Genomic DNA, 26,017 nt, shown 5'->3' with positions numbered 1-26,017 from the left:
TACATGTTCATGGTAGGATTAGAGAACATAAGTCGGGCACCGGAGGGACAGACTGCCGTGAGCATTGTACGCAAAATGATAGTAGGATATATCTTTCTGATTTTTATTCCAGTAGTTACGTTTGGCTACTATTATTATAGTAAGATCTATGACTCTGTAAGCGGCCAGTTTGTGGAGAGCCGTCAGAAGATTCTGGAGCAGGCCTATGCCAATATGAAGGCAGACCTGGCCCGGATTGATTCCACGCAGCGGATGCTGCAATACAATCCATATGTAACCGATTATCTGGACGGCAGCTATGAGACGGACGCAGAGAGTGTATATGCCTACAACCGTTATATTAATCCGGTGATTATACAATCGCTTAATATCAGTCCTGAAATTGAGACGTTCAGAATCTATCTGACCAAGCAGGGCGTGCTGCCCATTACTGACCGTCTGCTCGAACTATCGGCGTTGGTTGAACAGGGTGCCGAGGCTACCCGTATGCTGCGGCCGGGACAGGGCAAGTGGATGATTCCCGATCCCCAGGTGGAAGCTCCCCCGCTGGTGTTCTATCAGAATATATATAATAATGACTTTACCGAGATTGTGGGACTGCTGGAGCTGCGGGTCGGCAGTGAGCTGATCCGCAAGTTCTATCGGGCGACAGGCGGAGGGGATTGGACCGCGCTGCTTCTGCCCGCAGAGGGCAAGCCGCTGGAGCGGGAAGGCATTCCCGCAGCAGTGGACGATGCCACCTGGAGCAGACTGGCCTCGGGAGAAGCACAGACCTATTTTATCAACCGGGAAGTCATTGTTAATCAGTTATATATGAAGGAACTGGGCGTACGTGTTGCCGTAATCGGCAAGGTATCCGAGGTGTTTCGCTCGATCCGGAGCCAGGAGCTGGTGATGATAACGACATTCGCAGTACTGCTTGCGTTATTGTCGTTCGCGTATTACACTCTTGCTTCAACGATTACGAAGCGTGTTCTCCGGCTCGCCAGACATATGCGCAATCTGAACGACGACAACCTGAAGCAGTCGGTCAGCAAGGAGGATAAGCCGGGCCGCAAGGATGAGATCAGCTTCCTGACCGAGACCTATAATTCGATGCTTCTGCGCATGGATGAGCTGATCAACAATGTCCACCGGGCCGAGCTGCGCAATAAGGAAGCCGCTTACAAGGTGCTCCAGGCCCAGATCAAGCCGCATTTTCTCTATAATACGCTGGAGACTATCCGCATGCTGGCCGAATCGAACAATGACAAGGAAGTGGCGGAGATCTCTTACTGGTTCGGTAAGCTGATGCGTTACAGCCTGTCCGCCCAGGACGATCATACCGTGCTCTCCCAAGAGCTTGAGACCGTAGTTTTCTACCTCAATATTCACAAAATGCGGTTGCAAAAAAGACTCACCTATGAGGTCGATATCGCTGTGGCTGCCGAGGCCCTGATTTGTCCAAGATTCATCCTCCAGCCCCTGGTCGAGAATAGTATTATTCACGGAGCTGCCGTGACACTGCGGCCGGTCCATATCCTGATTCAGGCGAAGGAGACGGCGGAGGATATCCGAATCAGCGTGTCGGACAGCGGCATGGGTATTCCTGAAGAACAGGTGCGGCAGCTTCGCGCCCGGTTATCCCGCGGGGAGGAGCTGAACACTCAGGAAGAGACAGAGGGAGGCGTGGGCCTGTATAATGTCAGCGAGCGGATTAAATCATTTTATGGCGGGACCTCACGGCTGATTCTTGAGAGTGAGGAGGGCAAGGGGACCTGCCTGACCATCATCCTATCGAAAGGGGCGGCAGAGCAAGCATGAGAATTCTGATCGTAGACGATGAGCCGATTATCCTTGGAGGGCTGGTGAAGGTGATTGGCGGAGCCGCGCCGGCCGGAGCTGAGATCCGCGAGGCCGGCGACGCCTTCGAGGCGCTTCAGATCATGAAGGAATATATGCCGGATGTGACGGTAACGGACTTGCATATGCCGGAGAAGAACGGGTTCGAGATGATGGAGGAGGCGAAGGAGAACGGTTTATGTGAGCGCTTCATTATTCTTACCGGACATGATGACTTCGAATATGCCCGCCGGGCGCTCCGCTACGGGGTAGTGGATTATCTGCTGAAGCCGGTGGATAAGGAGGAGGTAGCCCGGCTGCTGAGTCAGGTGAAGCGGAATCTTCCCTCCGTGGACAGTACGGACTGTCCGCCGCATGCCAAGCGGATTCTTGCCTACACCCGGCTGAATTATATGAATGACCTGTCCCTGGATCATCTGGCCGAGCTGATGGACCTTCATCCGAATTACATCAGCAGCCTGTTCAAGAAGGTCACCGGCGATACGTTCGTCCATTACCTGAATACCACCAGGATCAAGGAAGCGCAGAAGCTGCTGAGCCTCCACCGGGATCTGCCGGTAGTCGAGATCGGACGCCGGGTCGGGTATGAGAACAAGCATTACTTCAACAAGGTGTTCAAAAAATACACCGGCAGCACCCCTGGGGCTTACCGGCAAGATCACTAAAGCTGCTTCTGCGTAATCATCCGCCAATGATTTTACACCCCATTAACATGCTTCATACGTTCGCGTGATATAACTGAAACAATCGGTTATAAGAGGAGAAGATGAGATGAAGCTAAGCAAAGAGGAGAGATCGTGGATTCTGTACGACTGCGGGAATTCCGCGTATTCGATGGCCGTGACTACGGCGCTGCTGCCGATTATCTTCGGGATGTTCGATAATGTGGGCAGCAGCATGGACCTGGGGTATTTCAACTCGATCGCCAGTATTCTGGTCGCGGTCCTCAGCCCGATTCTCGGCACGATTGCGGATTATAAGGACCGGAAGAAGCGGTTCTTTATTTTTTTCGCTGCGCTCGGTATCCTTTCAACCGCCTCATTGGCCTTTGTGTCCCCTGCCAGCGGGCAATGGCAGCTGCTTGTTGCCTTTTACATTCTGTCAGCGGTCGGCTTCGCCGGGTCTAATATCTTCTACGACTCCTTCCTGGTGGATATTACGGAGGATGAACGGATGGACAAGGTGTCAACGCGAGGGTTCGCCTACGGCTACATCTTCAGTTGTATTCCGTTCGGCATCAGTCTGCTGCTGATCTTCCTGCTGGGAATGGACAAGGCCATCGGCTACCAGATCGGGTTCATCATTACGGCGCTCTGGTGGGGACTGCTGACGGTGCCGATGATCCGGGATGTGAAGCAGAGATATTATATCGAGCCTGAGCCGAAGCCTGTGGCCCGGAGCTTCAAACGCATCGCTGCCACCTTCGGGAATATCCGCCAGCACCGAATCGTCTTTGTGTTCCTGCTTGCTTACTTCTTCTATATTGACGGAGTAGATACGATTATCAAAATGGTTGTGCCTTACGCAACCTCCGTCCTCGGCACAGAAGCCCTCGACACCTTCACACTGCTGGGAATTCTGCTCATCATCCAGATTATTGCCTTTCCCTGCGCGATTCTCTATGGCAATCTGGCCAAAACCTACTCCGCCCGGGCCCTGATTATTGCCGGGATATTCACCTACGTTATTTCCTGTATCGCAGCGTTCTTCATTACTTCGGTGTGGCATATCTTCCTGCTGGGTGCGCTGATCGGCTCGGCCCAGGGCGGCATTCAGGCACTCAGCAGGTCCTATTTCGCCAAAATCATCCCGAAGGAGAATTCCAATGAATTCTTCGGGTTCTATAATATTTTTGGCAAGTTCGCGGCGATTCTTGGCCCTGCCTTAATGTCTCTGACCACTACCTTGGTAGGAGATGCCCGCTATAGTATTTTGTCGATTATCCCGCTCTTTCTGATCGGCTTCTTCATCTTCATCACATTGCCAAAGGGGACATAGTATGGAATCCACTGGTTTGCCACCGCAACCACCCTCTGCAGCCAAGCATCTGATCGTCATCTCCTATGATGCCTTCTCTGAAGATCACTGGGAGATGGCCAGCCGCCTGCCCAATCTGTCGAAGCTGATCACCAGCGGTGCTTACAGCAACCGTCTCAGAAGTGTCTATCCCACGCTAACTTACGTTGTGCATACTACCATCGTTACCGGCGTCTACCCGGATAAACACGGTATCTATCACAACAATCCGCTGCAGCCGTTCGTGCCGGAGGAGGAGCAGCGCTGGTTCTGGTTCCGTGAGGCGGTTCAGGTGCCAACAATCTATGATGCCGCGCGTAAAGCGGGGCTGAGTACAGCGGGACTTCTGTGGCCGGTAAGCGGAAAGTCCTCGATTCAGTATAATATTCCAGAGATCCGTGCGTTAAAAGGGGAGAACCAGGCGCTTAAGGTACTGCGAAGCGGCAGTCCCCTGTACTGCGCCCGGCTGGAGCTGAAATACGGACGAATCAGGCAGGGCATCGCCCAGCCGCAGCTCGATAACTTCACCACGAAGTGCGCCGCCGATACGATCAAGCGGCATAAGCCGAACCTGCTGATGATGCATCTGATCGACCTGGATGACACCAAGCATCTGTGCGGCACGGACAGCGGGGAAGTAGACGATGTCATCCTGCGGATGGACAATCGGCTGGGTGACATCATGCAGGCTGTTGAGGATGCCGGAATCCGGGAGGAGACGGTGATGATGGTACTGGGCGACCATGGTCAGTTCAATGTGCGCTACAAGATGCATGTGAACAATCTTTTGCAGGCCAAAGGACTGATCTATGAGAAGGACGGCGTGATGCAGTGGCGGGCCTACTTCCAGAGCGGCGGCGGTTCAGCTTATCTGCATGTGCAGCCCGGAGATGAGGAAGCGCAGCAGCTGGCCTTGGCGGCGGTGGATGAATACAGGCGTGACGGAGCACCGGGAATTGAGAGTGTATACACGGAAGAGACGCTGAAGCAGCTCCATGCCAGCCCGGTGGCAAAAGTCATGCTTGAAGCACAGCGGGGCTACAGCTTCGATGAAGCGCTGGCGGACACGCTGGTCACCGATTTGCAGGCGGAGGGCATTCGCTATGCTACGCACGGCTACTCCCCGGATGCAAGCGGGTACCGCTGCAATCTCGTCATCGCAGGCGCAGGGATCAAGCAGAGCTATCCCATCGGTGATCTGGAGATGGTCGACATCGCCCCGACGATGGGACGGATGCTGGGGCTCCGGTTCGGGCCGGGGGACGGGCGTGTGCTGGAGGAGATTTTTGAGGAGTAGCGGGGGGATAGTAATGGTAGTGTGAGTGATGAATAGAGCAACTTCCATCGGTCCGATCAGGATGTCCGCACACGCGGCAGCCGGGTCGGGCTTTTTTTATCGTTGGTTGTATCGGCGAATAGGATGATAGCTTGCTCATGCGGTGTTGCGGGGTGGGGTGCGTGTACCCGTAGGCCAAACGTATGCGGAAAAGCAAATACAATCTGCTGGCGCTTAGTAGAGTAGCGTTAGCCTTAGGAAACAGGCGGATTTCCTCCACTTGCTGATGAACGAATGAGCGCTTCCCGGGTAACAGTTGTATAAACAACACTTAATTTCAGCCCATCCAGCCGCAGAAGCCCAAACAAACTATTTTAGTTGTAATATTTCCGCTTATTTCCTTATATTTGCCTAAAGCGGGCTGATTAAGATACGTTTTTCCACCTGTTTGCCGCTAAGAGGGGGGCGCCGCCCCTGAACATTAATCAACGGCACGACTGTAATTAAAATTTAAATTACCGTTGACATTTTGCCTATGATCAAATATATTATCCATAAGAATAAAAGTTTCCTTAGAGAAACAATTGTGTATATGAGAAACAATATACACAATAGATTCATTAATTTGCTATAGAGATTGAACTTGAAAATATACGTAAAGGGAAAAGTGGCGGAGGGGAATTTTAGAACTGGAGGAGCGGTAGCGTCCGCCTTTGTATTTGGATTTCTACCGCGAAGAGCGGTTTTAATCAGGAAATCCAAATTGGGCAGCGGCCTGAAGTCCAAAACTTCTCTGGAGTCACGGCCAATCCCAAACCAAAAAATCATTAGTTTATTTTAGTCAGTTAGGCTAAATAGGAGATGGGGTGCTGACATGATTCAGATTAAGGGTTTAAACGTTGATTATTTCGGCAACTCGGCGCTGGAGGGTGTGACGCTCGATATCCCCTTCGGGCATTCGGTAGGCATTATCGGGCCCAATGGCGCTGGGAAGTCCACTTTCATTAAGGCGCTGCTGGATGTGATCAAGAAGAGAAGCGGAACGGTAAAGGCAGAAGGGAAGGACATTGCCCTGTACAGACGGAATATTGCCTACGTGCCGCAGAAGAACGATATTGACCTGACTTTTCCCATTACAGTTAAGGATACGGTGCTGACCGGAACTTATCCGAACCTGAAGCTGTTCCGGCGTCCGGGTAAGAAGGAGAGGACTTTTGCGGAGCGCAGCATGGCGATGGTGGAGATCGGTGACCTTGCTGATAAGCAGATTAGCAATTTGTCCGGCGGGCAGCTGCAGCGGGTGTTTATCGCCCGGGCGCTGGCCCAGGAGGCCAGTGTGTTTTTCCTGGATGAGCCGTTTGTCGGCATTGATATGGTTAGTGAGCGTATCATTGTGAACCTGTTCAAGCAGCTCCGTGAGGAAGGCAAGACCATCCTGGTGGTGCACCATGATCTGCATGAAGTTGAAGAATATTTTGACAAAATCATTCTGCTTAACAAGCGGCTTATCGCCTTCGGAGATGTGCAGGATACCTTCACCACAGAGAATATCCGCAGAGCCTACGGTACATCCTTGGGCAACGTAATGATCCAGGGTGCAGGAGGTGCTTCTCATGATTGAGTCCTTATCCAGTCTGCTGAATATTCCAGTTTACGCCCTGAACGCCGGGTTATCTGCAATTATTCTCGGGATTGTCTCAGGGGCGTTGGGCAGCTTCATCGTTCTGCGCAAAATGTCGCTGATGGGCGATGCCTTATCTCACGCAGTGCTTCCGGGCGTCGCCCTGTCTTATATTCTGGGCATCAACATCCTGCTGGGCGCTTCGTTGTTCGGCCTGTTAGCCGCTATTCTCATTCAATTCATCACCAGCCGCAGCAATATCAAGAGCGATACCTCTATCGGTATCATTCTCAGCTCCTTCTTTGCACTCGGGATTGTCCTGATTACGTTCGCCCGAAGCGGGCTGGATCTCACTCATATTCTGTTCGGTAACATTCTGGCTGTCCCGCAATCCGAGCTGCTGCAATCCTTCATCATCATGCTGGCGGTGCTTGCCATTATTACACTGCTGTACAAAGAGCTGCTGATCAGCTCATTCGATCCAGTGGTAGCGAAGGCTTACGGGCTGAAGACCGGCTTCTATCATTATCTGCTGATGATGCTGCTCTCCGTAGTGACCGTCTCCTCCTTGTCTCAGGTTGGGATTGTACTGGTCATCGCGATGCTGGTCATCCCGGCAGCCACCTCGTATCTGTGGTCCAATTCCTTGCTGCATATGATCGTATTAGCCTCCTCAGTTGGGGCAGCCTCGGGGATCATCGGCGTATACGTGAGCTTCCGCTACAATCTGCCGACAAGTGCAACAATCGTGCTGGTAGGCGTCACCTTGTTCAGCATTTCATTCATCATATCGCCCAAGAATAATTTTCTGCGGAAAGGACTGAAGCAAGCATGAGACTGTTCAAAATAATATCGGCATCCTTACTCATTCTACTACTCGCCGCATGCTCCAACACCAGTAAGGGGGGAGCGGATGACGGCAAGCTGCAGATTGTGGCCACGTATTCGATCATTGCAGACATGACCCGGAATATCACCGGAGATAAGGCGGAGGTCTACAGCATGGTACCTATCGGCACAGACCCCCATATGTATGATCCGCTGCCTGCAGATACAGGCAAGGTTTCCAGCGCGGACCTTATTTTCTATAATGGATTGAATCTGGAGACCGGCAAGGGCTGGTTCCAGGATCTGCTCAAGGTGACAAAAAAGGAAGCTGCCGCGTTTGCCGTCTCCGAAGAGGTCACGCCGATGTACCTAACCGAGAAGGGGAAGGAGTCCCAGGTTGACCCTCATGCCTGGCTGGATATACAGAACGCGGTCAAGTATGTGGATGTCATTACCGCACGTGTGATCGAACAGGACCCGGACAACAAGCAATATTATCTGGATAACCAGACCGCGTACGTGAAGGAGCTGACGGAGCTGGATCAGTATGCCAAGGAAGCTGTGAGCAAGGTCCCGCAGGAGAAGCGCGTCCTGGTCACCAGTGAAGGAGCCTTCAAATACTTTTCCCAGGCCTATGGCTTCGAGTCTGCCTTCATCTGGGAGATCAACACTGACAGCCAGGGAACACCGGAGCAGATGAACCGGATCATCGGCATTATCAAGGAGAAGCAGATTCCGGCGTTATTCCTGGAGACGAGTGTCAATCCCAAGACGATGGAGACGATTTCCCGCGAGACCGGGGTGCCGGTCCATTCCAGGATTTTCACAGATTCTCTGGCTAAGGAAGGGGAAGACGGAGACACCTACCTGAAGATGATCAAGTGGAATATCGATCAGGTGATAGAGGGCTTGTCCCGATAGGCTGCAACAAATAACCCGCCAACGTGGATGGATTGCTTATCCAGTCTTGGCGGGTTATTTCCGATATTGTGCATAGTTCAAGCGCTGACAATCCCGAGCACGAATCCGTCATAGCCCTTGCTGCCTACCGTCTGTATAGCAGTAGCATCTATGCGCGGCTCCTCTGCGAGCAGCTTCATGAATTGCCGGATGCCTTGAACCCGGTCATCCGCACTGTCCGGGTCAATTACCTCGCCGTCACGCACTACATTATCCGCCACAATGACCGCACCCGGCCGGGCCAGCTTCAGCACCCACTTCAGGTAATGCGGATTATTCGGTTTGTCGGCATCAATGAAGATGAAGTCAAACGGCTCACATCCCCGGGCTTCCAGCAGTGCCAGCGAATCCAGCGCCGGACCTTCCAGTACTTCCGTCTTGTCTGCCAGCCCCGCCATTCTAAGGTTATCCTCAGCCACTACAACATGCTTGTGCTCGAATTCCAGTGTGACCAGTCTGCCCGTCTCCGGCAACGCCCGCGCCAGCCAGATGGTGCTATAACCGCCCAGCGTGTCGATCTCCAGAATGTTGGATGCTCCCTTCATTTTGGCCAGCAGATACAGCAGCTTCCCTTGATTCGGAGCGACATCAATCGCCGGTAAGCCGGCCCCTGTATTCGCATCCAGCACAGCGTCCAGGACCGGATCAGCCGTCAATAACCGGTCATTGAAATAAGCGTCTACGTTGCTCCATTTGTTCTGTTCTTCCATGTGAATCCCTCCATTAGTTGTTTTTTTGTATTGTTGTATTGGAACTGCTTTAAATATAAGGGATTATCATTCATAATACTAATATATGATAATGTCATAAACATAAGTATTGGTTATGAATATGACCTATGAATAGGAACGTATTTATTAACATTCATCCACTCAGGCTTTTCTATTATGCAGCCGGGCTACAGCGGTTTATTGATATCTGCCGGGAATGATGAACAATAATAATATATTTCTTTTCGATTAAAATATATTGATAAACGATAAATATTATGCTAAATTAAACTCACCATAACAAGTGAGGAGTATGTGTAATGAACCGTAAGCCAGGCTCAACCACGTTTCTGAAGGCGGTGCTTATTGTGTTCGCGCTGGCCGCGCTGGCCCTGTGTATCTTCGCGGTCCCGGCTATCGGTGACTTCGCAGCGGAGCTGTATCCCGGCCATTCGTATATCCAGGTGCTGGTGATGACAGATCTGTATGGGGCGGCTCTGCCGTTCTTCATAGCACTGTCTCAGGCATACAGACTGTTAGGCTTAATCGACCGCAATGAGGCTTTCTCGGAGGACTCGGTACGGGTGCTGAAGCATATCAAGCATGCGGCAGTGTCGATCAGCGGAATGTTCACCTTAGGGCTGCCGCTGTTCTATCTGATGGCGGAGAAGGACGATGCCCCGGGCATTATTGTGATCGGGCTGGTCCTTATTTTCGCCTCCATGGTGATTGCAGTATTCGCGGCGGTACTCCAGAAGCTCCTGAATGAAGCGATAGCATTGAAATCTGAGAATGATCTGACAGTCTGAGGTGGCGACCATGGCGATTATCGTTAATATTGATGTGATGCTGGCTAAGCGGAAAATGAGTGTAACAGAGCTTACAGAGCGGGTGGGAATTACGATGGCGAACCTGTCCATTCTTAAGAACGGCAAGGCCAAAGCGATCCGTTTCTCAACGCTTGAGGCAATATGTAAGGCGCTGGATTGCCAGCCGGGAGATATTCTGGAATACACACCGGAGGCTACAGAATAATGGGCGCCGGGAGTGGGGAGGGAACGGTATTGAGAGCCATGACACGGCTGCTGCACTTCGCGTACCATCAGGCGATGAGCTGTATCTTTCCTGTAGCGATCTTTGGAACGTTAATCCTGACCCGGACAGCAGAGCTGCCGTTCATCCACCGCTATGATCTGATTCTGCTGATCCTGCTTATTGTACAGTATCTGATGTACCGGAGCGGGCTGGAGACGCTGGATGAGATCAAGGTTATCTGTGTGTTTCATGTGATTGGACTGGTGCTGGAGATGTATAAAATAAGAATGGGCTCCTGGGCCTACCCGGAACCCGGCTATACGAAGCTGTTCGACGTTCCGCTGTACAGCGGATTCATGTACGCCAGCGTGGCCAGCTTCATGTGCCAGATCTGGCGCAGGCTGCAGATGGAGTTGACCGGCTGGCCGGGTCTGGCTTCGGCGGGACTGCTGGGCGGCGCGATCTATCTGAACTTCTTCACCCACCACTTCATTCCCGATTTCCGCTGGTGGCTGACAGCCCTGGTAGTAGTGGTATTCTGGAGAACCTGGATCATTTACCGGGTGCAAGGCAAGACGTACCGGATGCCGCTTGTGCTGGCTTTTGCCATTGTGGGGTTCTTCATCTGGCTGGCCGAGAATATCGCGACCTTCCTGGGGGCATGGCAATACCCGGACCAGCACGAGAGCTGGCACCTGGTAGGCTTCGGCAAGATCAGCTCATGGTTCCTGCTGGTGATTATCAGTGTGATTATTGTTGCCCAGCTTAAGCATGTGAAGGCCGGCCGGAGCGGGTCCAGATAGCCAGTCCGTCCAGCGGATAACGGAAGGATGGTCCAGTTCCTCCGGTAACCGACGGGATTAGCGAACATTGTTCCCCGTTGGAATCAAGGGAGAATAGCTGCTCAATGTGATAGACACCGGGAGACGGAGCTGACTCATAGAGTCTCAAGGCGATCCCGGCCGCCGCTTGAGCCGTGATGGAGGCTTCATGCAAGCCTGTAATGCCGTATTCTCTGGAGGCGGGTCGGCCGTCCTTCGTCCCGTAGGCATCGACTTTGACCGCATAGCGCTCGGAGCCGAAGCGGAAGCGGGTGAATGCCTGGACCGCGAGATTGCGGAGCGTCCGGTTACGCAGCAGACGGGAGAGTCCGGTGCGGCGCAGCAGCGCTGCGGCTGAGGTCATGCTCCGTGAATCGAAGCAGAGCCGGGTCGAGACAGAAGGGACATTAAGGGTCTGAGGCAGAGTGATCTGATCCGAAAAAGGAAAACGGTAGGCTCTATGCGTCCGCAGTGCAAAGCCGAAATCCGCTGCTTTAGCCTCTGTGAAGCTTGAGGTGGTGCGCGGTCTGCCGTGCTCGGTGATCTCGAAGTCGGCTCCGAGGTTGTCCACCGTCCACTCCATAGCTGCCTGTCCATGGCTGTCACCCAGTCCCAGCATGATTGAGATGTCGATCTGCTCCGTATGGTCCAGCTCCTGGGCGGCCCGTGCCGCAAGCAGGTTCGTTAGCCCCGGCGCGAGGCCGACACTTAGCACTGCCGCCCCCTTGAGCTTATGCTTCACAGGGTCGAGCCTTTGCAGCATGGTCAGGAAGTCTCCGCTTGCCGAGACATCTACATATTGGGTGCCGCTCTGGAGGCAGGCTTCGGCCAGCCGGGTGTCCTGCTGATCCAGACACATAACGACCAGCTTAACCTTCTCCAGCAGCTCTGGGGAAAGCGGCATCTCCGCCGACAAGCGCAGCGGTTTCACGTATCCGCCCGTACTGCGGGAGAATTCCTCGGCCCGGTGCAGGTTTCTTCCTGCTGCGTAGACCTTGCCGGGGTGCTGTGCCCCGAGAATCCGGCATATCTGTGATCCGACATGTCCGTAACCGCCGATTACTACTATATCTGTTTTCATGATTATTCCCGTCCTTCGTGGTGGATTGCAGGATCTGCGGTATAATTAACGTTATGTATCATTATCCTGCTAAGGCGGGCAGCGGACTATCCCACATTTGTGGGATTTCGGGGAGGACAGAAGATGAACAAGGGAGTACATAGCCTATTACAGCTTGACCCTGCCCGGGGCGGCCCGGTGCTGAATTCACAGCAGTACCGCGAAGCAGTGATTGCCAGGCTCCGCCTGCTGGTTCCATTCGCTGCAGCCTGTTGTACGACAGTAGACCCGCATACACTTTTAACGACAGGGTCGGTTACGGAGCAGGGACTTGAAGAGGTTCATCCGCTATTGTTCGAATATGAATATCTGCATGAGGATTATATGAAGTATGAGCAGTTAGCGGCGTCGGATATTCCGGCAGTCTGCTTAAGCGGAGTGACCGGGGGAAGCCTGGAGAAAAGCGCGCGTTACCGCAAGGTGCTGCAGCCCGCCGGATTCGGGGATGAGCTGCGCGTGGCGCTGCGCACAGGCGGGGTCTGCTGGGGGTTCCTGACCCTATTCCGTCCGCTGGGTCAGCCGCCGTTTGAGGAGCAGGAATGCGCCTTGCTGGCTTCGGCAGCTCCACTGATTGCTGAACGTCTGCGCGCGTATGCCTCTGTCCTGCCGGTATCCGGAGCGGAGCGGGCAGTGCCGGAGGATAACGGTATTCTGGTGCTGAGTGAGCGGCTGGTCCCGGTTAGTGCGAATGCAGCAGCCCGTTATTGGCTGAAGCAGATCTGGAACCTGGATCAGCTGGAGGAAGGCCGGCTTCCCGGACCGGTGCATGCCGTTTGCCTGCGGGTGCTAGGCGCGGAGAAGCCCGCCGGAACCGGGATTTCTCAGGCAAGAATAAGTCTCCAGGCCGGAGACGGGGCGTATCTGACGGTTACCGCAAGTCTGCTTGGCGGTCCCCAGAGACAGCTCGCCGTATCCTTGGTGAGTGCCCGCTCCGGGGATGTCTTCCGGCTGCTGGCCGAAGCCTTCGCCCTGACCGCACGGGAGAAGGAGCTTGCGGAGCTGCTGGCGCTGGGGTTATCGACCAAGGAACTGGCAGAATCGCTGCACATCTCTGCCTACACTGTACAGGATCATTTGAAATCCATCTTCGCCAAGACAGGCGTGTCCAGCCGCAGAGAGCTGATCAGCCGGTTGCTTCCGCGATAACAAATAAGGGGAATCTCCACAGCCGCCTGGCTGGAGATTCCCCTTGCTTCATGTTTAGACTTTTACAGATCTGGAACTGCTTCGAATGAACTCTTACTGGCGTAGTGTCTTCAGCGCACCGCTCCAGGCCAAGACCTGATCCAGCATAGCGTTGACATTGGCAGCATGCAGGTCAGCCGGCTTGAACACCGAGCCGTTCTCGAAGTCGGTGAACAGTGAGAGCAGCGGGTGAACACGAACGTCGGCGACAGACAATTCGCCGAGGATTCCGCGCAGATGCTCAGCGGCGCGTGCGCCTCCGGCGGATCCGTAGCTGACGATCCCGGCAGCCTTATTGTTCCATTCTTCACGGGCAGAATCCAGTGCGTTCTTCAGTGCTCCGGATAGACTGTGGTTATATTCCTGAACGATGAATACAAATCCGTCCAAGGTAGCCAGCTTAGCTGCCCAAGCCTGGGCTTCGGCGTAGCTGTCGCTTTCCCCAAACATCGGCAGCTTGAAGTCGGCAATATCAACGATTTCGTAATTAGCATCTCCACGGGCATCAGCGATCCCCTTCACCCATTCGCCTACCTGCGGGCTAACGCGGCCCTGGCGTGTGCTTCCAAGAATAATTCCGATATTAAGTGTTGTCATTGTAATTCCTCCTCGAATTTGTTTTCCGTAATTTGTTTTGCTTAATATTCTTTTATTATAGCTGATAACTTTAATAAAGCAAGTGAAATTTTGAAACCTAGTTAAATTTTTAGCTAAAAATTAAAGCGGCCTAATTACCGTCCCGAATCAAGGGGGAGGTAATGGACCGCTATAGGTGTTATATCTCTGTTCCAGCCAAGGTTAATATGTCACTTTGCATAACATTATATAGTTGTTTCTAGGCTCAAAAACAAAATTTTCAGCTAAATAATTGATTGCCATGATGAAAATAGCTTAAAATACACTCAACAAGTTAGTTATTCTGACATATAATTAAGGAATCTTAAGTATCTATAATAGATGGAGAGGTGGGGCAGCCATGATAGAGGAAAAGAAACGGCAGGCAGAGCTTGAACTCCCGCGTGATTGCACCTTCTCGCCTGAAGACTGGCGTATTCTGGCCCAGTACTGGTATCCCGTGGCTACGGCAGCAGAGGTACAGGATCAGCCGGTGGCAGTGAAGCTGCTGGATATGAAGCTGGTATGCTACCGCAGCGGAGGCAAGGTGGTTATTGCCCGGGATTTGTGTTTTCACCGGGGAGCGCCGCTGAGTAAGGGCTGGGTGGAGAACGGGGAGATTGTCTGCCCGTATCACGGGTTCCGCTATAACTGTGAGGGGAAATGTACTGCGGTACCGGCGCATCCAAGCGCCAAAATCTCGCCCAAATTGAAATTGATCGTCTATCCGGCCATCGAACGCTACGGTCTGATCTGGACCTGCCTTGCAGATGCGCCGGAGCAGATTCCCGCCTTCCCGGCCTGGGATGATCCCGACTATATTAATATTCTGATCCCGAGCTTCGATATTGCCGGTTCCTCCGGGCGGCAGATGGAGGGCTTCCTGGACGTATCCCATTTCGCCTACGTGCATACAGCAACCTTCGGTGACCGCAATAATACAGAAGTCCCGCAGTACAAGGTGTGGCGTGAAGGAGAGACGGAGCTGGTGGCTGAATACTGGAGCACAGTCAGTAACTATGGCAAAGGGCAGGAGAATCCCGCGCCGGAAGGCTTCCAGTGGCTGCGGGAGTTCCGGGTATTCGCCCCGTTCGCCGCTTCGCTGACTGTCTACTTCCCGGATGAGGGCAGGCTTAAGATTCTGAACTGTGCTTCTCCGGTGTCGGCCCGTTATACCCGGCTGTTCTGTCCGATCTCGCGCAACTTCGACAAGAACGCCCCGATCGAGGATACCATCAAGTTCAATCTCCAGGTGTTCCAGGAGGATGCAGAAATGGTGGAGTCGCAGACACCGGAGGATCTGCCGCTGGATCTGCAGGCTGAAGCCCATATTCCGGCAGACCGCACATCCATTGCCTACAGACAGCTGCTAAGCAGCCTTGGACTGGGGCAGAATTATACGTCCTGATTCATTATTTCAATTACTTAGGCATTATGAACGAACACGCCCGGCAGCAGAGAGCAGAATCTCGGCAGCCGGGCGTGTTCTGTTGTGTCGATTGGGTGGAGGCTGCCTGCGTAACGTAGTGTTAGCGGCAGCAGCTAGACCGTATAATTTTCCAGCGAAAGGCTCCAGCTTCCGTCCACAAGCTCAATTCTGTGCAGGCTGGCATAGGAAGCCGGGAATTTACTGTCGCGGTTATTCCAGTCGATCCCTTTGATTATGTGATAGATGATATTTATGACACCACCGTGTGTAACAATAATTAGGTTATCATCAGAGCCGCTATCCGCATGCTCTTCGCAGAGCCGGGTGAAGGTCTCTTGAATCCGAGTGAAGAATTCTAGCGGACTCTCTCCGCCGGGGTAACGCTCGTCCATCCGCAGTCCTGAGAAGTACAAGCCGGGGTATCGTTCATTCACGATTTCGTTCGGCATACCGGCAATCACGCCATTGTTCATCTCCCGCCAATCTATACTGCGCTCTAAGGGTAACTCCAGCTCTCTTGCCAGCTCGCCGGCTGTATCCAGCGCCCGCTGCAGATCACTGCTGACTATACGATGTATAGGGAATGAAGCCGAATTCTCTCTCAAAAAACAGCCCAGTTTCTCGGCCTGTCTGTAGCCTTGGGTCATCAGCCCCCGCTGACTCCATCCGCCGCGATATCCTTCGTCATCCTTGCCGTGTCTTACCAGATAAATCGCCAACTGCTCCTCGGCCTCCTGTTCTATGATGCGTTAGTATAATTCCTTTGAAGATTCCTTCAAGAAGGATATCCTGCTAAGTCTATCACTTACTTTCCAGAATGTTCAAGAACAGAAGTTACAACCGAAGCAACGCAGCTTGACAATACCCGGACATAGCTTGCTTGGAAGGTTCGGAAACTACTTGCGGTGCGGCACGAAGACAACACGCTGCTGACTGCCCGGCGGAGTCTTCCATACTTCTTCAATCTGAGATAGCGGGTAAGCGATAGGGTTCGCTGTGAGCTGGCCCTCTGCAATGGCATGGATCAACGCCGGGAATTCCGCCAGATATCCGGCTGGCGTGACGGACCCCTGGCCGCTGCCGATGATCTGGAAGTTGGCAGAGCGGAGTGCAGCGGAAGGAATTGCAGCGTCCGCGCCAGCCATGGAACCGATCTGAATCCAGGTTAACAGCCGGCTGCGGTCGGAACGGCGGGTTAATATCGGGAGCATAGCGAGTGCAGCAGGCTCACCCCACAGATAGTCGAGAACGATATCAACTTCGGCTGAGGCTTCGCCGAGGCTCCGGGCCACTGTCCCGGGATCTCCGGCAAGCGATATGACTACGTCCGCACCCTGCTGTGCAAGCGAACGGAGAAGTTCGGGGTTCCGCCCGGCAGCGATGATCTGACTGGCTCCCATAAGCTTGGCGATCTGAACGGCCATTTGCCCGGAGTTGCCGGTAGCGCCAAGAATGAGGACCTTGAACCCGGACTTAGCCTGAATCCGGCGGCGGAGAGTCACCCAGGAGGACATGGCCGGATTCATTGCGGCGGCGATGAGCACGGGATCAGCATCTGCGGGTAGCGGGACAGCGCGGCGAAGATCGATGAGGGTCTGGTCTGCGAACGACCCCAGGGCATTATCGGTGGCTACAAAATAGACCAGCTTGCCATCCGGGAGCCGTCCCACCCCGTCGATACCTGGGATTAGCGGAAGTTCATCCGTACTTGTGTAGTGAGATCCATTGGCTTGTGCCCGGACCCTGAGATGCAATCCGGCAGCGAGCACATCCACCAAAGCTTCGTGTTCTCCTGAAGGTACGGGAGCAGCAATCTTTTCGTATTTCGGACCTGAATCGAATGATCTTACAATAGCAGCGTACATAAATAGGCCTCCAATTTACCAGGATATTTATCCAGGTGAGTAATTTTTGTTTGTGAAACAAACTAAAAAGTTTGCAATACAAACAATATAGTTTGTATTACGTACAAAGTCAACGGCTGTTGTGGTACAATAGGAGCAAACAGGTCTGAAATATACAAAAGTGCGGAGTGAAATCAATGAGCAGTTATGATAATTCTTTTGATAAGCTGGATGATCTGTCGATGGTAGACAGCCTTGTGCAGCTATCCTTCCTGGTGCAAAATATCCTTGCCCGAATAGGAACGGAGCATGATCTGTCGATTATCCAGATCCGTCTGCTGGGGATACTGCGCGACCGGGAGCCGGGTATGCTGCAGCTGGCCAAGCATCTGGGCCTCGATAAATCCAGCATTACAGGGCTCGTTGACCGGGCACAGCGCCGCGGACTGGTAGAACGTACCGTATCACAGAGTGACCGGCGGGCATTCAATGTTAGGGCTACTCCGGCAGGCTGGAAGATCATTCACGAGGTCGGGGAGCAGATCGAGCGTCAGATTACGGCGATAACCGATGGTCTTACCGGGGAGGAGCAGGCGCAGATGATTGCCCTGGCCAGCAAGATTCTGGTCACTGCTCCAGGGGTGAGCCGCTGACAAACGGTAGGGTTCGTGACGATGAAGCACATAGGAGGGATTTCCATGGACCAGGAACTGATGGATGAACTGGCGTCTCAATTCAGGAATTCGCTGAAGGTGCTGAACGCGGTCGGTGCTGAGACCCGGCAAGCCATCCTGATGGCCTTGCTGCAAGGGCCGCAAGATCCGGGTATGCGTGTAGGCGAGATAAGAGGGGCCACCCACTTTTCCCGTCCGGTCGTGTCCCATCATCTTAGAATCTTGATAGAGGCCGGAATCGTTAGCGTCCGCAAAGACGGCACCCGCAACTATTACCGGCTGGACTCTGGAAGCAAGCTGATGGTGCTCAAAAGCTTGGTGAACGGGCTGGAGAAGGTTCTGGCACAATGCGAGCCCGAAGCAGGGATTCTCTGATCATGGAGAATCCCTGCTTTGTGGTATGCGAAAAACCGAATACATTTACTGCTGTGGGGGCGGGAGGGCCAAACGTATGCGGAATATTTAAGCTACCTTGTTCCAGTAAAGCATGCTATGCTATAATCACCCACCGACAGACAGTCGGTCGGTGAAATGATCTATTACAAATAGAGTTACGGTTACACCCAAAGTTAGTATCATCCCAGCTTCACCATAAGGAGACATGACCATGAGAGTTGTCAAAGAAGCGGAAGCCCGCAGAAATGAGATTCTGGATGCAGCCGGGGAGCTGTTCGGACAGAAGGGCTTCGACGGTACGAGCACCGGCGATATTCTGGGCAAGGTTGGTATTGCACGCGGGACGTTATATTATCACTTCAAGTCGAAGGAGGATATTATGGACGCGCTGATTGAGCGGACGAATGCCACGATCCTTCATGCCGCGCAGCAGGTTGCTGAAGATAAGAGCATACCCGTCATTGAACGGATTCTCCGTGCAGTTATGGCACTGAACATCAGCAGCGGAGTCGGCAGCAGCACGGAGATTATGGAGCATATCCATAAGCCGCAGAATGCGCTGATGCATCAAAAGGTTCAGAAGGCGGTCATCCGCAGCGTTCCGCCCATTCTGGCCTCCATCATCAGCGAGGGAATAGAGCAGGGGATATTCAGTACTCCCTATCCGTATGAATGTATGGAGATGGTTGTAGTCTATGCCACCACCATTTTTGATAATGACATGGTTGACATGACGGAGGAAGAGCGGATGTCACGCATTCTGGCCTTCATTGCCAATGTGGAGCGGCTGCTTGGTGCTGCGGACGGAAGTCTGATGAGCGTGATGCAGATGTTCGGCGGGGGTGGAGCGGAAGAAGGCAATGGAGGTGAATAGAGCCGGGACAGGATTCGGCAGATTTCTGTTTCTCTGGTCAGGGCAACTGATCTCAGCCATCGGCAGCGGGCTTACCGCGTTCGGGCTGGGGATCTATACCTTACAGCAGACCGGGCAGGCATCGGCTATGGCGCTGGTGACCCTGCTGGCATTCATGCCTTCCCTGCTGCTAAGTCCTGTCGCAGGCGTGCTGGCGGACCGCTATGACCGCAGGCTGCTGATGGTAATTGGGGACAGTCTCTCTGCCTTAGGTCTGATCTATATTCTGGTCTGCCTGCTGAATGGAGAAGCGCAGCTGTGGCAGATCTGCTTAGGCGTGACCGTCAGCTCGGTGTTCTCCTCTCTGCTTGATCCCGCCTATAAGGCTACGGTAACGGATCTGCTCACCGAAGAGCAGTATACGAAGGCCAGCGGGTTTGTGCAGATTGCCGGCTCCGCCAAATATCTGATTTCGCCGCTCATTGCCGGACTGCTGCTTACAGTGTCTGATGTGAAGCTGCTGCTGATCATCGATATCTGTACATTTTTCTTAACCGTACCGACTACCCTTGCCGTCCGCAGCGGTCTAGCCTCCAAGCAGGCGGAACAGGCACAGGCCTTTATCCGGGAATTCAAAGAAGGCTGGAGAGCAGTCTCCGGGAACCGGGGTGTGCTGGTGCTAGTGATTATGACCTCGGTCATGACCTTCTTCATCGGGTTCATTGAGACCTTGTCCATGCCGATGATTCTGGCGTTCTCCAGCAGTGCGGTCTTGGGGACGCTGGAGACGGTCATGGCCTCGGGAATGCTGGTGTCGAGTGTCATTATAGGGATGCTGCATATACAAAAGAATTTTGTGCGCATGCTGGCAGTGTCACTTTTTTGCTCAGGGATCAGTATCGCCGTCTTCGGACTGCGTGAGAACATCTTGCTGATCGGCGCTGCGGGCTTTATGTTTTTTGCCATGCTGCCCTTTACGAACACTGCCCTGGATTATCTGGTCCGCACCAACATCGACAATTCCGTTCAAGGGAGAGCCTGGTCATTGATCGGACTGCTCTCACAGCTCGGATTCGTCGCGGCCTATATGCTGGCGGGTGTGCTGGCAGATTACGTATTTACTCCCTTGCTGGTGAGCGGCGGAGTTCTGGCGGATAGTGTGGGACGGATTATCGGCACGGGCAGCGGGCGGGGGATGGGACTTCTCATTATTATTGCCGGGCTGCTGTTAAGCGCCGCTTCGGTCATGATCTATCGGCTCAAATCCATTACAAGTCTTGAGAGCAGGGGGTAACTTATGTTTTACCGAATCATCCGCAGAGATATCCGCGCAAGTAAGGGAATTACACTCACGACTATGCTGTTCGTAGCTGCTGCAGCCATGCTAGTCTCTTTGTCAGCCATTCTGGTCGTCAATCTGAGCGGGGCCATCGGTCATCTGATGACACAGGCGAAGACGCCGCATTTCCTGCAGATGCATTCCGGCCAGCTGGATCAAGCCCGGCTCAAGGCCTTTGCAGAGCAGAACAATAAGGTTGAAGATCATCAGGTGCTTGACTTCCTGAATGTAGAGGGCGCGAGAATTGTCATGGACGGCCATACGCTTGCGGACAGTGTTCAGGATAACGGCTTCAGCACACAGAGCGGGAAGTTTGATTATCTGCTTGATCTGGACGGGAAGGTGATTGATGTACGGGGCGGCGAGGTGTATGTCCCGATCAGTTATATGAAGGATGGCTCCGTCAAAGCTGGAGGGACGGTTACAGTGGGGGACACCACTCTCACTGTAGCGGGGTTCCTGCGGGATTCACAGATGAACTCGCTGCTTGCTTCGTCGAAGCGGTTCCTCGTCAGCCCGGCGGATTATGCGGAGCTGGCGGACTACGGAACCACGGAATATCTGATCGAATTCAGACTGAAGGACCTGTCGATGCTGGGGGCCTTTGAGACCGACTATACCGCAGCAGGACTTGAAGGCAACGGCCCGGTGATTACATATCCCCTGTTCAGAGTGCTTAATGCGATCTCCGACGGGCTGATGATTGCGGTGATCCTGCTGGCGAGCGTGCTGGTCGTTATTATTGCTTTTCTATGTATACGGTTCACCCTCATGGCTACCATCGAGAGCGATTACCGGGAGATCGGCGTCATGAAGGCCATCGGTCTGCGTGTCTCGGATCTCAAAAGAATCTATCTGGCCAAATACGCAGCAATAGCGGCTATGGGCAGCATACTCGGTCTCACGTTAGCGTTCAGCTTCCGGGGTCTGCTGCTTGAGAATATCAGGCTGTATATGGGTGAAAGTGCGCATCCGGCGCTTGCTCTGGCCTGCGGCATCCTTGGCGTACTGCTCGTATTCCTCATTATTGTTGCCTATGTGAACAGGGTGCTGAAGCGTTTCCGGAAGATTTCAGCTGTCGAAGCCATCCGGTTCGGGACAGCTCAGGAGAGCCGGAGGAGCTCCAGACGTTTTACCTTGAGCGGCAACCGGCTGCTGAACACGAATGTCTACCTGGGCGTTAAGGATGTCTTGTCCAGAAAAAGTCTATACGCAACCATGCTTGCGGTACTCGTCATCTCTTCCTTCCTGATGATTGTGCCCCAGAATCTCTATCATACGATCTCCTCTCCGAGCTTCATTACATACATGGGTATCGGTGAGAGTGATCTGCGCCTGGATATCCAGCAGACAGACCATATTGCAGAGAAGGCCGCAGATATTGCGCGGGTGATGGAGCAGGATGTGATGATCTTCCGTTTTGCCGTGCTGACCACTCAGGCGCTGAACGTGAAGCTGGACAATGGTGTCGTTGAGCGGATAAAGGTTGAGCTGGGCGACCATTCCATTTTTCCGGTTGCCTATGATGAAGGACATGGCCCGGTTGCAGCGAATGAGATTGCCCTCTCCGCCGCGAATGCCAAGGAGTTGGGCAAGCAAGCCGGTGATTCCCTGACCTTGCTCGTAGACGGAGAAGCGAAGGAGCTTACGGTGTCCGGGATTTATTCGGATGTGACCAACGGCGGGAAAACAGCCAAGGCCACCTTCACCACGACTTCTGATCAGGCCATGTGGGCCGTGATTTATGCGGAGCTTGCAGATTCCATGCTAATCAGCAGCAAGGTGAGCGAATATGCAGAGCGGTTCAGTTATGCGAAGGTGTCCGATATCGGGGAATATGTGACGCAGACCTTTGGCTCCACCATTCGCTCAGTCGGTAAGGCCGCATGGGCTGCTCTAGCCGTGATGCTGGTCCTGAATGTACTGATTACACTCTTGTTCATGCGGATGCTGGTAGCTAAGGACCGTTACCCTATTGCCGTGATGAAATCGCTGGGCTTCCGGAATTCCGATCTGACTGTACAGTATTATGCGCGTTCTATATTTGTACTGGTGGCCGGGATGGTTCTGGGCACCCTGCTGGCGAACACCCTGGGGCAGACTCTTGCCGGGGCCGTGATCTCCTCCTTCGGGGCTTCGTCCTTCAAGTTCGTGGTCCATCCGCTCTCCGCGTATCTGCTGTGCCCGCTGATTATGACCGGTTCTGTGCTGATAGGGGCGGTTATCGGCACATCGGGCATCGGCCGAATTCAAATATCCGGCAATATTAAGGAGTAGATCAAGAAGATGAAGAAGATTATTTCGGGTGAAAATATAACCAAACAATACGGTACCGGCGATGAGCGCCGCAAGGTGCTGGATGAAGTATCCGTAGATATTCACGAAGGTGAATTCGTCTCGGTGATGGGACCTTCAGGCTCCGGGAAATCCACGCTGCTGTTTGCACTGAGCGGAATGGACCGGATCGACTGGGGTCTGGTTACCTTTGAGGGCAGGGATCTGGGGATACTTGCCGAGGATGAGCTTGCGGATCTCCGCAGAACGGGAATGGGCTTCGTATTCCAGCAGCCGACGCTGATGAAGAATCTGAACATTCTGGATAATATCATTCTGCCATCGATGCGCGGCAACCGGCGGAAGGTTGCGGCGATTACGGATAAGGCGCAGCAGCTTATGCAGAAAGTGGGCATCGCTGAGCTGGCGAAGCGTGATATTACGGAGGCTTCGGGCGGGCAGCTGCAGCGGGCCGGCATCTGCCGGGCGCTGATGGGCAGTCCGCGGATTATTTTTGGGGATGAGCCGACCGGTGCGCTGAATCTGAAGGCTGCCGGGGAGATCATGGACCTGCTGTCCGGGATCAATGAAGAAGGGACGGCCATCATGCTGGTCACCCATGATGCCACTGTGGCGGCCAGGACGCAGCGGATTATGTTCATGTGTGACGGCCGGATCGTCGATGAGATACGCCTGCCTAGATACAGCGGAGGGACGCTTGAGCCCCGCATGAAATTAATCACGGCAAAAATGCGGGAGAATGGGATTTAATAGAAATGAACGATCTGCCCGGATGGTTCGTATTATAGTTATTTGCTAACACCAAGGAAGAGGTGAAAGGAAATGCTGACCATCAAGAATTTTACGAAGAGCTATAAAGGCGGGGCTAAGGCGGTAGATGATCTCAGCCTTGAGGTTGAACGGGGTGACATCTACGGCTTCATCGGCCATAACGGCGCAGGCAAGACCACGACCATCCGCGCTGTGGTGGGCGTGCTTGATTTTGAACAAGGGGAGATTGAGATTGACGGCATCTCGATCCGCAAGAATCCGGTAGCCTGCAAGGCGAGTATTGCCTACATCCCGGATAATCCGGACCTGTACGATCACCTGACGGGGATTCAGTACCTGAACTTCATCGGCGATCTCTTTAGTGTACCGGGGTCCACCCGGGAGCGGCTGATCGGGCAATACGGCGATGCCTTTCAGCTCACAGCGAGTCTGGGCGATCTGATCTCCTCGTATTCCCACGGTATGAAGCAGAAGCTGGCCATTATCTCTGCGCTTATTCATGAGCCGAAGCTTTTAGTGCTGGATGAGCCTTTTGTGGGCCTTGATCCGAAGGCAGCGCATACGCTGAAGACCATCATGACGGATCTGTGCAGCAAGGGCAGCGCCATCTTTTTCTCCACACATGTACTGGACACGGCAGAGAAGCTCTGCAACAAGATTGCGATCATCAAGGGCGGACGGCTGATTGCCCACGGCTTAACGGAAGCGGTAAGGGGCGAGAACAGCCTGGAGGACGTATTCATGGAGCTGATCGATAATGATTAATGTCTGGAGATTAACGAAGCTGCAGCTGTTGTCCTCCTTCGGCCTCAATCAGGCGCTCCATACGAAAGACCCTGCACAGAGGCGCAAGGCGCTGCTGATCAGCCTCTTGGTGATAGCCGGTATACTCATGATCGGGGCCGTGTCATTCGGCTACAGCTTCATGATGGCACAGTCATTCGAGCAGCTCGGGCGGATGGAGCTATTGCTGGCCGTGATGATGGCGGTTACTTCGCTGGTAAGCTTCTTCACTACGGTCTATAAGGCAAGCGGGGTATTATTCAGTTATAAGGATTACGATATGATCATGTCCCTCCCGGTGAAGACCAGCCATGTTGTGGCAAGCCGGGTGCTTCAGCTCTATGTGATGAATCTGTTCTTCACGCTGCTGATCATGCTTCCAGCGGGAGCGGTGTATGCGATACATGTGAAGCCGGGTGTGCTCTATTATCTGTTTTTTCTAATGACGCTCTTCTTCATTACCCTGCTGCCGATTATAGCGGCTACGCTGGTGGGCTCCCTCATTAGCTGGGTCTCTTCACGGTTCCGGGCGAGCAAAATCCTGAATATGATCCTCACGTTCGCCTTCATCATTGTACTGATGCTGGGCTCGTTCACGCTCAATCAAGGGCAGCAGGCGATTGCAGATGTTGGAGCCGCCTTAGGTGATATGATCTTCAAGGTGTATCCTCCGGCTTCTGTGTATGTTGCAGCGGTCTGCTCGTACCGGGTAAGCGCCTTGCTCTTCTTCATCGCGGTGTCTGTGTTGGTCTTCATGCTGTTCTCGGTCCTGCTGGCGACCCGGTACAAGGCGATTCATACAGGGCTTATGACCAGCCGCGCTAGCCGTGGATATAAGATGAAGCCGTTACAGTCTAATTCAGCATTCAAGGCCTTGTATCTTAAGGAGCTGCGGCGTTATTTCAGCTCGGTCAATTATGTGCTGAACACAGGGATCGGGATGGTGCTGCTCCTGATGATGTCCATTTCCTTATTATTCGTCAGCTCAGAGCAGCTGGGAACTATACTAGACATCCCGCAGTTGTCAGACTCCCTCAGTACGCTGAGTCCGCTGGTTATTTCTCTATTCGTTGTTCTGAGCTGTACGACAGCCTGCTCTATTTCGCTGGAAGGCAATCATCTGTGGATCTTGACCAGCTCCCCCGTGCCCAAACCGGCGATTATATTCAGCAAGGTGGCGGTGAATCTCACCATTACGTTACCGCTGATTGCCATAAGCTGGGTGCTACTGACGTATACCCTGCATGCCGGGTGGATGGAGAGTCTATTCATGCTGGCCGTTCCGGTAATCTATGCCTGCTATTCAGCCCTGCTGGGCGTTCTTGTGAACCTGAAGCTGCCTAAGCTCGACTGGACAAGTGAAGTTGCGGCGATCAAGCAGAGTGCGTCGGTGCTGGTATCGATGCTAATCGGTGTCCTAACGCTGGCTGTTCCCGCCGTACTGTTCATGCTTCTTCCTGGGGTGGGCGGAAACCTCATCCTGCTGGGATACGGCGTGCTTCTAGTAGCGGTCTGCGCCGGAATGTACAGATATATCCAGATTAACGGGGAACGGTTGTTTCAGAAGCTGTAGTCCTGGTTGTTGTGAGCGCATCAAGTAGTCC

Annotated in this window: 25 protein-coding genes; 20 read left to right on the top strand and 5 right to left on the bottom strand. The window is 53.4% G+C overall.

Features of this window, described 5'->3' with window-relative positions; translation table 11 throughout:
* The first annotated feature begins 57 nt into the window (after positions 1-57).
* The 7 genes from C162_RS14490 to C162_RS14460 all read left to right on the top strand — a co-directional run bounded on the left by C162_RS14490 (position 58) and on the right by C162_RS14460 (position 8,504).
* The gene (locus tag C162_RS14490) at positions 58-1,803 is read left to right on the top strand and encodes a sensor histidine kinase (protein ID WP_036695196.1); all 1,746 of its coding nucleotides are present in this window, start codon (positions 58-60) and stop codon (positions 1,801-1,803) included.
* On the top strand, positions 1,800-2,507 hold the full coding sequence (locus C162_RS14485) for a response regulator transcription factor (protein WP_036695195.1): 708 nt from the start codon (positions 1,800-1,802) through the stop codon (positions 2,505-2,507). The genes C162_RS14490 and C162_RS14485 overlap by 4 nt, the downstream gene beginning before the upstream one ends.
* A gap of 106 nt (positions 2,508-2,613) precedes the next feature.
* Positions 2,614-3,840, top strand: coding sequence for an MFS transporter (locus tag C162_RS14480; protein WP_036695194.1), 1,227 nt, complete (start codon positions 2,614-2,616; stop codon positions 3,838-3,840).
* 1 nt (position 3,841) lies between these two features.
* On the top strand, positions 3,842-5,155 hold the full coding sequence (locus C162_RS14475; protein WP_051493500.1) for an alkaline phosphatase family protein: 1,314 nt from the start codon (positions 3,842-3,844) through the stop codon (positions 5,153-5,155).
* Between the two features lie 856 nt (positions 5,156-6,011).
* Positions 6,012-6,755, top strand: a complete 744-nt coding sequence (locus C162_RS14470; protein WP_200869207.1) for a metal ABC transporter ATP-binding protein — start codon at positions 6,012-6,014, stop codon at positions 6,753-6,755.
* On the top strand, positions 6,748-7,590 hold the full coding sequence (locus tag C162_RS14465; protein ID WP_036695192.1) for a metal ABC transporter permease: 843 nt from the start codon (positions 6,748-6,750) through the stop codon (positions 7,588-7,590). The genes C162_RS14470 and C162_RS14465 overlap by 8 nt, the downstream gene beginning before the upstream one ends.
* Positions 7,591-7,592: 2 nt before the next feature.
* Positions 7,593-8,504, top strand: a complete 912-nt coding sequence (locus tag C162_RS14460; RefSeq protein ID WP_327196382.1) for a metal ABC transporter substrate-binding protein — start codon at positions 7,593-7,595, stop codon at positions 8,502-8,504.
* Positions 8,505-8,581: 77 nt separating this feature from the next.
* On the opposite strand, the gene C162_RS14455 is transcribed toward C162_RS14460, so the two are convergent.
* Positions 8,582-9,253, bottom strand: a complete 672-nt coding sequence (locus C162_RS14455) for an O-methyltransferase (RefSeq protein ID WP_036695190.1) — start codon at positions 9,251-9,253, stop codon at positions 8,582-8,584.
* Positions 9,254-9,573: 320 nt separating this feature from the next.
* On the opposite strand from C162_RS14455, the gene C162_RS14450 reads away from it, so the two are divergent.
* The 3 genes from C162_RS14450 to C162_RS14440 are packed head-to-tail and all read left to right on the top strand — an operon-like array spanning position 9,574 to position 11,091.
* Positions 9,574-10,062, top strand: a complete 489-nt coding sequence (locus C162_RS14450; RefSeq protein ID WP_036695188.1) for a DUF2975 domain-containing protein — start codon at positions 9,574-9,576, stop codon at positions 10,060-10,062.
* A gap of 10 nt (positions 10,063-10,072) precedes the next feature.
* The gene (locus tag C162_RS14445) at positions 10,073-10,288 is read left to right on the top strand and encodes a helix-turn-helix domain-containing protein (RefSeq protein WP_036695187.1); all 216 of its coding nucleotides are present in this window, start codon (positions 10,073-10,075) and stop codon (positions 10,286-10,288) included.
* 29 nt (positions 10,289-10,317) lie between these two features.
* Complete coding sequence (locus tag C162_RS14440) at positions 10,318-11,091, top strand: DUF817 domain-containing protein (RefSeq protein WP_036695239.1); 774 nt, start codon at positions 10,318-10,320, stop codon at positions 11,089-11,091.
* Here C162_RS14440 and C162_RS14435 read toward each other — a convergent pair.
* Positions 11,054-12,190 carry a saccharopine dehydrogenase family protein gene (locus tag C162_RS14435; RefSeq protein WP_063829019.1) on the bottom strand — a complete coding sequence of 379 codons (1,137 nt, stop codon included), beginning with the start codon at positions 12,188-12,190 and terminating at the stop codon, positions 11,054-11,056. The genes C162_RS14440 and C162_RS14435 overlap by 38 nt on opposite strands.
* Positions 12,191-12,313: 123 nt before the next feature.
* Here C162_RS14435 and C162_RS14430 point away from each other — a divergent pair, with 123 nt between their 5' ends.
* Positions 12,314-13,375, top strand: coding sequence for a LuxR C-terminal-related transcriptional regulator (locus tag C162_RS14430; protein WP_036695186.1), 1,062 nt, complete (start codon positions 12,314-12,316; stop codon positions 13,373-13,375).
* A 93-nt stretch (positions 13,376-13,468) separates the two neighbouring features.
* Here the strand turns inward: C162_RS14430 and C162_RS14425 are convergent, their stop codons facing one another.
* Positions 13,469-14,011 (bottom strand): NADPH-dependent FMN reductase, encoded by a 543-nt coding sequence (locus C162_RS14425; protein ID WP_036695185.1) that lies wholly within the window; start codon positions 14,009-14,011, stop codon positions 13,469-13,471.
* Positions 14,012-14,390: 379 nt separating this feature from the next.
* On the opposite strand from C162_RS14425, the gene C162_RS14420 reads away from it, so the two are divergent.
* Positions 14,391-15,437, top strand: coding sequence for an aromatic ring-hydroxylating oxygenase subunit alpha (locus C162_RS14420; RefSeq protein WP_036695184.1), 1,047 nt, complete (start codon positions 14,391-14,393; stop codon positions 15,435-15,437).
* A 134-nt stretch (positions 15,438-15,571) separates the two neighbouring features.
* On the opposite strand, the gene C162_RS14415 is transcribed toward C162_RS14420, so the two are convergent.
* The gene (locus C162_RS14415; protein WP_036695183.1) at positions 15,572-16,177 is read right to left on the bottom strand and encodes a histidine phosphatase family protein; all 606 of its coding nucleotides are present in this window, start codon (positions 16,175-16,177) and stop codon (positions 15,572-15,574) included.
* 177 nt (positions 16,178-16,354) lie between these two features.
* Positions 16,355-17,323 carry a quinone oxidoreductase family protein gene (locus C162_RS14410; protein WP_036695182.1) on the bottom strand — a complete coding sequence of 323 codons (969 nt, stop codon included), beginning with the start codon at positions 17,321-17,323 and terminating at the stop codon, positions 16,355-16,357.
* A gap of 176 nt (positions 17,324-17,499) precedes the next feature.
* Here C162_RS14410 and C162_RS14405 point away from each other — a divergent pair, with 176 nt between their 5' ends.
* From C162_RS14405 to C162_RS14370, 8 genes are all read left to right on the top strand, one after another.
* Positions 17,500-17,955 (top strand): MarR family winged helix-turn-helix transcriptional regulator, encoded by a 456-nt coding sequence (locus C162_RS14405; protein ID WP_036695181.1) that lies wholly within the window; start codon positions 17,500-17,502, stop codon positions 17,953-17,955.
* Between the two features lie 45 nt (positions 17,956-18,000).
* Positions 18,001-18,351, top strand: coding sequence for an ArsR/SmtB family transcription factor (locus C162_RS14400; protein ID WP_235218431.1), 351 nt, complete (start codon positions 18,001-18,003; stop codon positions 18,349-18,351).
* Positions 18,352-18,583: 232 nt separating this feature from the next.
* Entirely contained in the window at positions 18,584-19,246 is a 663-nt protein-coding gene (locus tag C162_RS14395; protein ID WP_036695179.1) for a TetR/AcrR family transcriptional regulator, read from the top strand.
* Positions 19,233-20,519: an MFS transporter gene (locus C162_RS14390; RefSeq protein WP_156949631.1), complete on the top strand. Its 1,287-nt coding sequence runs from the start codon at positions 19,233-19,235 to the stop codon at positions 20,517-20,519. The genes C162_RS14395 and C162_RS14390 overlap by 14 nt, the downstream gene beginning before the upstream one ends.
* 3 nt (positions 20,520-20,522) lie before the next feature.
* Positions 20,523-22,841: an ABC transporter permease gene (locus C162_RS14385; RefSeq protein WP_036695178.1), complete on the top strand. Its 2,319-nt coding sequence runs from the start codon at positions 20,523-20,525 to the stop codon at positions 22,839-22,841.
* A 9-nt stretch (positions 22,842-22,850) separates the two neighbouring features.
* Positions 22,851-23,609 carry an ABC transporter ATP-binding protein gene (locus C162_RS14380; protein WP_036695177.1) on the top strand — a complete coding sequence of 253 codons (759 nt, stop codon included), beginning with the start codon at positions 22,851-22,853 and terminating at the stop codon, positions 23,607-23,609.
* Between the two features lie 72 nt (positions 23,610-23,681).
* Positions 23,682-24,395, top strand: coding sequence for an ABC transporter ATP-binding protein (locus C162_RS14375; protein WP_036695176.1), 714 nt, complete (start codon positions 23,682-23,684; stop codon positions 24,393-24,395).
* Positions 24,388-25,986: a hypothetical protein gene (locus tag C162_RS14370; protein ID WP_036695174.1), complete on the top strand. Its 1,599-nt coding sequence runs from the start codon at positions 24,388-24,390 to the stop codon at positions 25,984-25,986. Before C162_RS14375 ends, C162_RS14370 begins: the two co-directional genes overlap by 8 nt.
* Positions 25,987-26,017: the final 31 nt, after the last annotated feature.

This window comes from Paenibacillus sp. FSL R7-269, assembly GCF_000517865.1.
Taxonomy (GTDB): domain Bacteria; phylum Bacillota; class Bacilli; order Paenibacillales; family Paenibacillaceae; genus Paenibacillus_AQ.
The sequence above is the reverse complement of the archived record's forward strand: the minus strand, read 5'-3'. Positions and strand labels throughout refer to the sequence as shown.